Origin of the sequence: Mesorhizobium sp. M7A.F.Ca.ET.027.03.2.1, from assembly GCF_003999175.1 — a bacterium.
Classification (GTDB): Bacteria; Pseudomonadota; Alphaproteobacteria; order Rhizobiales; family Rhizobiaceae; genus Mesorhizobium.
This window is the reverse complement of record NZ_RZOM01000167.1, coordinates 1-7,916: the sequence shown is the minus strand read 5'-3', so window position 1 is coordinate 7,916 and position 7,916 is coordinate 1. Positions and strand designations below refer to the sequence as shown.

The window sequence follows — 7,916 nt, the reverse complement described above, 5'->3', positions numbered from 1 at the left end:
TCCTATCAATGGGAGTGGTGTTGCGGCTCCGGGGGTCATTCACGAAAGTGGCGTCTTTCACATGTTCATCCAGACCGAGTTCATGAAGTCTGGTGGCCGCTGCGAGCATGCGGTTTCCAATGACGGGTTCCATTGGGTGGTTCTTAGCCCGGCAATCCTCGCCATCCCGGACACGGAGGAAGATGGCATTTACGATCCGCATCCCGCAGTTATTGGCGGCAGGCGCTACCTCGTCTATTCCGCCATGCCAAAATTCACCAGGGTGCCACAGCCCGACATCTATCTCGCGCGTAGCCAATCCGATTCATGGTTCGGTCCCTGGAAGCGGATCGGCAAGATCCTCGACCATAATGAAGTTCCTCACCACAACACGAGAGAGGATCCCGACTACGAATGGGGGATAGAGGGCGCACAACTGGTCGAATTGCCGGATGGCCGCGTGCTTCTCAATGCCACTTGCTTTCTCCCGAATGGCCTTCGGGGAAACCGGCAACGCGTGTTTTTTGCCATCGCCGATGATGTTGCTGGACCTTATGTGTCGATGGGACCGGTGCTGGAACCAGGCCAGCCGGGAGAGAACGGCCACTCGACCGTGATGATCGAAGGGGGCCAACTTTCGCTGTTTTACCAAAGCCGGGTCGCCACGACCGATCATCGGTGGCGCTACGGCTTGGCCAGATGCGACGTCGCCCTGTTTTCCAAGGTTGCATGAATTAGGTGTTGCTCGGACGGAACAATCCGTCGGAGCGCGTGCACACGACACCATGCAGCAGTCGCGGCGTTCGAAGACATGGGCGAACTGAATATCTCTGCTCCTTCCCGCAGGAGAATGAAGCATCAGCACGTATTCTATGCCTTCATCCTCGCTTCGTTGAAGGCGTCCAACAGCGCAGGGACGTGCCGGGCGTCCAGAGCGAGCAGATGATCGACAGGCGGACAGCCGAATAGACAAAGGTCAGCCAAAGCCGAGGCAACCGGCGGCCTTCCGCTCGACCCGTGCGCAGTCGGGAGCACAAGGTTTGTACTCGAGCCACTGAAGCTCCGCACGAGGGGCAGCTCAGCTCATTCGTGATTGTTGCGTCCCGGACGAGCTCTCCGTTTCAGCCTGATCATAAATGCTTTCACCTAGTGGAACATCGGAGGTTCCACGAAGTTGGGAAGCCACGGAGGACGTGCACATGAACAGTGTCATCTATCTTATCGGCCTTATCGTTGTCGTGCTCGCGGTCCTCTCCTTCCTCGGTCTTCACTAGGTGGCCCATGCAGCATGAGAACGATCAGGGCGGACAGCCCACCGATTTCGACAAGGCGAAAAGCGACGTTTCCGACAGGCTTCGCCAGGAACAAGAACGTGCCAGCGAGTTGCTTCACGACGCGCGTGACACGGTGACCCGTAAGGCTGGCGATTATGCATCTGAAGCCAAGGAGGTCATTTCCGACAAGGCGGAGGAAGCTCAGCGCGACATCGGATCGAGTCTGGCGGCGCTGGGCGGCGCACTGCGCGCGGCCAGTGACCATCTGGCCAACAACGATGAAAGGAACGCATCGAAGTTCGCATTGGATGCCGCCGGTGGCTTGGAGCGGCTTTCATCGTCATTGAAACAGAAACCGTTCGGCCAGGTCCTTGAGGACGTGCAGTCCTTTGGCCGGCAAAATCCCGGTGTCTTGCTTGCCGGGTCGGTATTGGCCGGATTGGCTCTCGGGCGATTCATCAAGGCTTCTCCGCCGACAAGGCCCGAATTTCAGGATGATCCTGGAGACTTCAGATCACACACCGATCAGGCACAGGGTTGGTCCGTTGATCGTTCGCAGGATTCGGGCCTCGTCGGCGATGATGGGGCCACGCAGAACGCGGAGCAGGACAGATGAACACCCAGGACAATCCCAGCCTTACCGGACTGATCACCGACTTGGCCCAGAATGTCACCACACTGGTGCAAACCGAAGCCAGGCTGTTTCGGGCCGAGCTATCTGAAAAGCTCACCAAAGCCGGAGCAGGTGCCGCTGAAGTGCTCGGCGGCGCGATCTGCCTGCTCGCGGCATTATTGGTGTTGCTGCAGGCACTCGTTATCGCACTGACGCGGGCAGGGCTCGGCGCGGGGTGGTCTTCCCTGCTGGTCGGTGTGGTCGTGGCGATCCTCGGCGTCATCCTGCTGCGGACCGGGATGGCCAGCATGGCGCCTTCGGAACTTACCCCCGACCGGACCCAGGAACAGCTCAAGCGCGACGCGAGCGTGATCAAGGAACAAGTGAGATGACTGAGAAATCCGCAGCCGAACTTGAACGCGAGGCCGAGGCAGCCCGCGCCCGGGTGATGGAGACCGCCGAATCCATTCGAGGCAAGATGACGCCCGGACAATTGCTTGATGAGTTCACCGGGCTGTTCTCGGGAGGGGAGAGCTCGGCCATGCTCAGCAATCTCAGAACGCAGGTCCGAGACAATCCTTTGCCGGTCACCATGGTCGGCGCGGGTCTTGCTTGGCTGATGTTCGGCAGCGGTACCTCAAACACGGCCCACGGTTCGGCTGGCTACCCATTGCCTTCAGCGCCGGGAAGACATGATGAAGGGGAGCGCGGCGGCTTCGGCGGCACGCTCTCCGATGCCGCCTCATCGCTGTCGTCGGCTGCTACCAGCGTCAGCGATACCGTTTCGAGCGCGGTAAGCAACGCCGCCGAGGGTTTGACGGGCAGCACGGCCACTGCAAGATCGGTGACCGGCGACATGGCGGCGAAAACCGCCCGCTCTGCCCAAGAACTGTTTGAGAACCAACCTTTGGCCGTAGCGGCCGCCGGTCTCGCCATCGGCGCCGCCATAGGTGCAATGCTGCCCCATACCGCAACGGAGGATGAGCAACTAGGCGCCTATGGCGACAAGCTTCGCAACACCGCCGGAACCATGCTCGACAGGGGTCTGGATGAAGCCAAGCAGGTCGCCGCCGACGCCTATGAGACCATCAAGCAGGAAGCTGGCCGGCAACATATGGAAGCAGGCACGATGGCCGATCAACTCGGCGAGGTCGTGAAGTCCACAGCAGACAAGACCGAGCATGCAGTGCGCGACCGGATTTCCGATTCGTCTCAGCGTCAAACCTAGCTTGAATGATCCTGGATCAACGATAGTCGGTCTCTTCAGAAGGGCCGGCGTTGTTGTTCAGACGATGGACCGCTAAAATCATTTTAGAGCGTAGAGGTAGGCCGCGATATCGCGCGCCTGCTGCTCCGTGATCCGTGTCGATGGCATGGCCGTGTGCGGATCGACTTCCCTGGCCGATCGTATCCAGCGGATCAGGTTCTCTGGATTGTTGGCCAGCCCGCCACCGATAAAGATGCGGCCAGCAAGACTGGCATCCAGGCGAGGACCGACCTGCCCTTGAGCGCCCGGCACGCCCGTAATCGTATGGCAGCCGGAACAGCCATTCGCAGTCATGATCGGCAAGGCCCTCGCAGTGTCACCGCCCGTGGCCGCCTCCGCCTCGTGGCGGACGCGCGCGGCCCGATCGGACCACCAGGTCATTCCGGCCACGGCCGCGACGAGCAGCACCAGCGCGGCGATGACGGCGGCAAGCAGTTTAGACAAGCTCGTACGCATGCGCCGCCTCCCTCCTTCCGCTCGCCTTGATCCACAACGCGACCAGCAGCAGCGCTGCGCCGCCATATATCAATCCAGCCGGAACCCACATCACCAGTCCGGCAAGTTGCTGGTCCTCCAGGGGGCTCAAATTCCACAGTGCCGCTCCCACGGCGTTCTCCGGGTACCAGAGGCGTGGCGAGAGCAACAGGAGAACGCCGAGCAGCCCGGTATGCAGCGAGGTGACAAAGAGGTGCATCACTGCGCTCCCATAAGCATGCTGGCGGCCGGGACGCGGCAAGAGGACCCACCAGAACAGCAGCCCTGTTCCGAAGAAGCTCGCGTGCTGTGCATAGTGCAGTACGCCGCGTTCGAGCGCGGCCTCGAACAACACCGGAATGTGCCAAATCCATATAGCAATGCCGTGGATAATGGTCGCGCTGATCGGCCGCGTTGCGAAGGCCCAGACCACCCTCAGCCAATTGACGTGTCCGGCAATTCCCAGGATGCGCCGGAACCGGATGGGTAGGCCCCACATCAAGGCCGCAGCCGGGCAGGCAGAGACCAACAGCGGCGCCGCCACGGCCATCAGCAGTTCATGCTCGATCATATGCGCCGCAAAGACCTGCTCGCCGAGCACATGAATCGGGCTGACCAATGCGGCTGTCAACACGCTCCATCCGGCCGTGAACAGCAGAGCCTGGCGCATCCGCAACGTCCTGCCGCGGCTGCTGCGCCGCCAAAGCCGGCCAGCACCAACGACATATATCAGGGCAACCACGGCGAGTGGCAGGGTGATGGGCAGCGCGAGCGTCCACCCGGCCCCGGGCGCGCCGACGCCGTAGCAGATGGAAGTAGGGAACAGCGCGTCCAGGTTCATCGCAGGCACTCATCCAGGATCAGCGCCGCGCTGCCTTGCATGAGGATCACAAGCGCAAACAGCAACGCCGACAACATCCCGAGATTGGCGACGAAGCGCTCTGTGCGGCGCGTACGCTCCGGCTTGAATGCGGCACCGCCTCGCCGCTTCGCCCGCCACGACAGCGCCCCGCCGAGCAGCGACAACAAGACGAGCAGCAGCGCCACGGGAAGCACGACCGGCACCTGGCGGTTGCATTGCCAAGGCACCAGCGCATAATTCAGCTGTGTCGAGACCGCCCAGGCCAGCGGACCTGACAGAAGACCACCCCAAGACGTTCCCAACCGCAGCGCTCGCATCTCAGCCTAGCCTCGGCGCCCAATAGATGAGCACGTAGATCGGGATCCAGGTCAGGACCACGAAATCCCAGTAGAAGACATTGTCGCCGACATCGCCGAAGCGCCGGCCGCTATAGCCGTGGCGCGTGAACATCAGCACTGTCAGCACGATGGTGTCGCCGACATCGGTTATGAGGTGCGTGGTGTGCAGGCCAAGCAGCACCCAGAGCATCGATCCGTAGGCGTTGGTGTCCCAATAGATGTTGAGGGCGGGGAATTCGAACCAGCGCACGACGAGCGGAGCGATGCCGAGCAGCGACATGACCACCAGGCCGATCCGCACCGGAACCATGGAGCATTGCTTGGCGTGGCGGTGGAGGACGTGGTTGGGCACAAGGCTGACGACAAACAAAATCGTCACGATCGTTCCGGGCCAATGGTTCGGCTGCGGTGCGCTAAGCCGCCATGCTGGCCACGACAGCGCAAGGTAGAGATATGCGCCCGCTGCCAGCGCAAAACCCGTACCTTCCAACGCCATGAAGCCGAGCGTGCCCCACCAGGTGGGGCTGCGCGGACCGTGCCCGAAGGTCGGCAGGCCAGAAAGATCGGCGGCGGCGCGCTGCTTCATTCCTGGTCCTCCGGATGGCCCTTCGGCCAGAACCAACCGATCAACGTGATGGCGATCGGCGCGGCGCCCCAGACGATCGCCCAGGGCGTGAAGATCGAATAGAGAAACGTGCCGCCTACGGCGAGCGCCGCAAAAAGCGGCCAGATCGACGGTGTGGCCGATTTCTCGCGAATATCGGGATAAGCTTCGGCCACGGTAGAGATGAGGAGTTCGCGCGCATCGACGCGGAGCCCGGTCGCTACAGGTAGCGCCTCGCGCTCGGCCCAGAGCGGCTCGATATGGGTAACCATGGGAATGCGTGCGAAATTATAGCTCGGCGGTGGCGAGGACGTTGCCCACTCCAAGGTTCCTGCGTCCCACGGATTGTTGCCGGCCGAGGTGCCTTTCAACGCGCCATGCACCAGATTGAAAGTGAACAGGACAAAGCTCAGGAAGAAGAGCAGCGCCCCGGCAGAGATGAAAAGGTTGATGTTGCCCCAGCCAAGCTCGGCCGGATAGGTGTAGACCCGTCGTGGCATGCCCCATAGGCCGACGAGATGCATCGGGAAAAAGGCCGCATTGAACCCGATGAAGGCCAGCCAGAAATGCCACCGCCCAAGGCGTTCGCTCATCATGCGGCCGGTGATCTTCGGGAACCAGAAATAAGCCGCGCCAAGCAGCGGGAACACCGAGCCGCCGATCAGCACGTAATGGAAATGCGCGACGACGAAATAGGTGTCGTGCACCTGAAGATCCAATGGCACCGAGGCGAGCATGACGCCGGTTAGCCCGCCGATGACGAAGATGAAGAAGAAGCCGAAGACGAACAGCAATGGCGTCCGGATCACCGGCCGGCCGTCCCAAAGTGTTGCAAGCCAGCAGAAGATCTGCACGCCGTTTGGAATGGCGATCAGCATGCTGGATGCGGTGAAGAAACTGGCGCCGAGCTTAGGCAATCCCGTGGCGAACATGTGGTGAACCCAGAGCCCGAACGACAGGAAGCCGACTGCGATCAGCGACAGGACCAGCCCGAGATGACCGAATGTCGGTCGCCTGGCGAAAACAGGAATGATCGAGGACACCATGCCCGTCGCCGGCAGGAAGATGATGTAAACTTCCGGATGGCCGAAGAACCAGAAGAGATGTTGGAACAGCAGAGCATCCCCACCTTCCGCCGGGTTGAAGATGTGCGTGCCGACCAGGCGGTCAAGGATCAGGAAAGTCGAGGTGATCATCACCGCCGGCATCGCGAAGATGACGACGAAAGAAGTGACCAGCATCGCCCAGACATAGAGCGGGATCTTGTCCAGCGACATGCCGGGGGCCCGCTGCTTGAACACCGTGACGATGGTCGCAACCGCGACGGCCAGTGACGACACTTCGGTATAGGTGATCATCTGCGCCCAGACATCGGCGCGCTTGCCCGGTGCGAATTCGGGGCCGGACAGCGGCACGTAAGCGAACCAGCCCACATCAGGAGCCATGTTGAGGGCAAAGGACACCCAGGCGAAAGCGCCGCCCGAGACGTAGATCCAATAGCTGAACGCGTTCAGGCGCGGAAACGCGATGTTGCGGGTGCCCACCATCAGCGGCACCAGGTAGATCCCGGTCGCCTGCACGATGGGCACGGCGAACAGAAACATCATCGTAACGCCATGCATGGTGAACAGCTGGTTGTAGAGGTCGGGCCCGATCAGGCCGCGTTGCGGTCCCGAAAGCTGGATACGCATGGCGACAGCGTTGAGACCGCCAAGACCAAGGAAGACGAAAGCGGTGATCAAATAGCGTCGTGCGATCACCTTGTGGTCGACGCTCGAGAGCGCTCCGACGATGCCGGACGGCGTCCGCCAGGTGCGCTCGAGCCAGCGATGCAGGCTGGCATCATCCATGCCCGTATCGCGGGGGCCGTCACGTTCGGGAGCAAGGTCGCCTTTGGCGGGGTCTGGTTCCGGGATGTGGCGGTCGCCTGTGACATCGGCGCTGCTCATTTCAGACCCTCGAGATAAGCGACGATTGCGTTGAGCTCGTCGCCGTTGAGATCTACCACTGGCATGTGGGAACCCGGCTTGATGCCTTGCGGGTCGGCTATCCAGGCGGCGAGATTGCCGCGGCTCATCGTCAGCGTTCCGGCCGCCAATGTTTTCCGGCTGGCGATGTGGGTGAGGTCGGGAGCCACCGTTCCGCCGGCCGGCGTTCCCCCGATCCTGTGGCACATCACGCAGGGGCGTTTGAGGAACAGGTCTGCGCCGGCCTTGGCTTCGCCGCTCGCCGGCGCGCCGGCCGGCTGCAACTGGTCGTTCAGCCACGCATCGAATTTCGGGCGCGGCTCGGCGATGATGAAGGTGCCCATATTGGCGTGCTGCGCACCGCAGAATTCAGCGCATTGACCACGGTAGACGCCCGGCTTGTCCGCCTTGATGTCCAGCACGTTCATGTGGCCGGGGATAAGATCGAGTTTGCCGGCCAAGCTTGGGATCCAGAAGGAATGGATCACATCGGTCGAGGTCAATAGCAGCCGCACCGGCTCGCCGGCAGGGATATGAA

At 61.7% G+C, this 7,916-nt stretch carries 10 protein-coding genes; 4 read left to right on the top strand and 6 right to left on the bottom strand.

Annotation, left to right across the window (positions count from 1 at the left end):
- The 4 genes from EN750_RS10195 to EN750_RS10180 all read left to right on the top strand — a co-directional run.
- A partial coding sequence (locus tag EN750_RS10195; RefSeq protein WP_127396346.1) for a hypothetical protein occupies positions 1–712 on the top strand: 712 nt, incomplete at its 5' end.
- A 548-nt stretch (positions 713–1,260) separates the two neighbouring features.
- Positions 1,261–1,869 (top strand): DUF1206 domain-containing protein, encoded by a 609-nt coding sequence (locus tag EN750_RS10190; protein WP_127396345.1) that lies wholly within the window; start codon positions 1,261–1,263, stop codon positions 1,867–1,869.
- Complete coding sequence (locus tag EN750_RS10185; RefSeq protein ID WP_127396344.1) at positions 1,866–2,258, top strand: phage holin family protein; 393 nt, start codon at positions 1,866–1,868, stop codon at positions 2,256–2,258. Before EN750_RS10190 ends, EN750_RS10185 begins: the two co-directional genes overlap by 4 nt.
- A gap of 56 nt (positions 2,259–2,314) precedes the next feature.
- Positions 2,315–3,094, top strand: coding sequence for a hypothetical protein (locus tag EN750_RS10180; RefSeq protein ID WP_245482665.1), 780 nt, complete (start codon positions 2,315–2,317; stop codon positions 3,092–3,094).
- Between the two features lie 78 nt (positions 3,095–3,172).
- Here EN750_RS10180 and EN750_RS10175 read toward each other — a convergent pair whose 3' ends face one another.
- The 6 genes from EN750_RS10175 to EN750_RS10150 all read right to left on the bottom strand — a co-directional run.
- A complete protein-coding gene (locus EN750_RS10175) occupies positions 3,173–3,589 on the bottom strand; it encodes a c-type cytochrome (RefSeq protein WP_127318947.1) in 417 nt (138 codons plus the stop codon).
- Positions 3,570–4,448 (bottom strand): cytochrome c oxidase assembly protein, encoded by an 879-nt coding sequence (locus EN750_RS10170; protein ID WP_127396342.1) that lies wholly within the window; start codon positions 4,446–4,448, stop codon positions 3,570–3,572. The genes EN750_RS10175 and EN750_RS10170 overlap by 20 nt, the downstream gene beginning before the upstream one ends.
- Positions 4,445–4,786, bottom strand: a complete 342-nt coding sequence (locus EN750_RS10165; RefSeq protein ID WP_127396341.1) for a hypothetical protein — start codon at positions 4,784–4,786, stop codon at positions 4,445–4,447. The genes EN750_RS10170 and EN750_RS10165 overlap by 4 nt, the downstream gene beginning before the upstream one ends.
- Before the next feature lies 1 nt (position 4,787).
- Positions 4,788–5,393 (bottom strand): cytochrome c oxidase subunit 3, encoded by a 606-nt coding sequence (locus tag EN750_RS10160; RefSeq protein WP_127331648.1) that lies wholly within the window; start codon positions 5,391–5,393, stop codon positions 4,788–4,790.
- A complete protein-coding gene (gene ctaD, locus EN750_RS10155; protein ID WP_127396340.1) occupies positions 5,390–7,360 on the bottom strand; it encodes a cytochrome c oxidase subunit I in 1,971 nt (656 codons plus the stop codon). Before ctaD ends, EN750_RS10160 begins: the two co-directional genes overlap by 4 nt.
- Positions 7,357–7,916, bottom strand: a 560-nt coding sequence (locus EN750_RS10150; protein WP_127396339.1) for a c-type cytochrome, incomplete at its 5' end; no start/stop codon positions are given. The genes EN750_RS10150 and ctaD, both read right to left, overlap by 4 nt.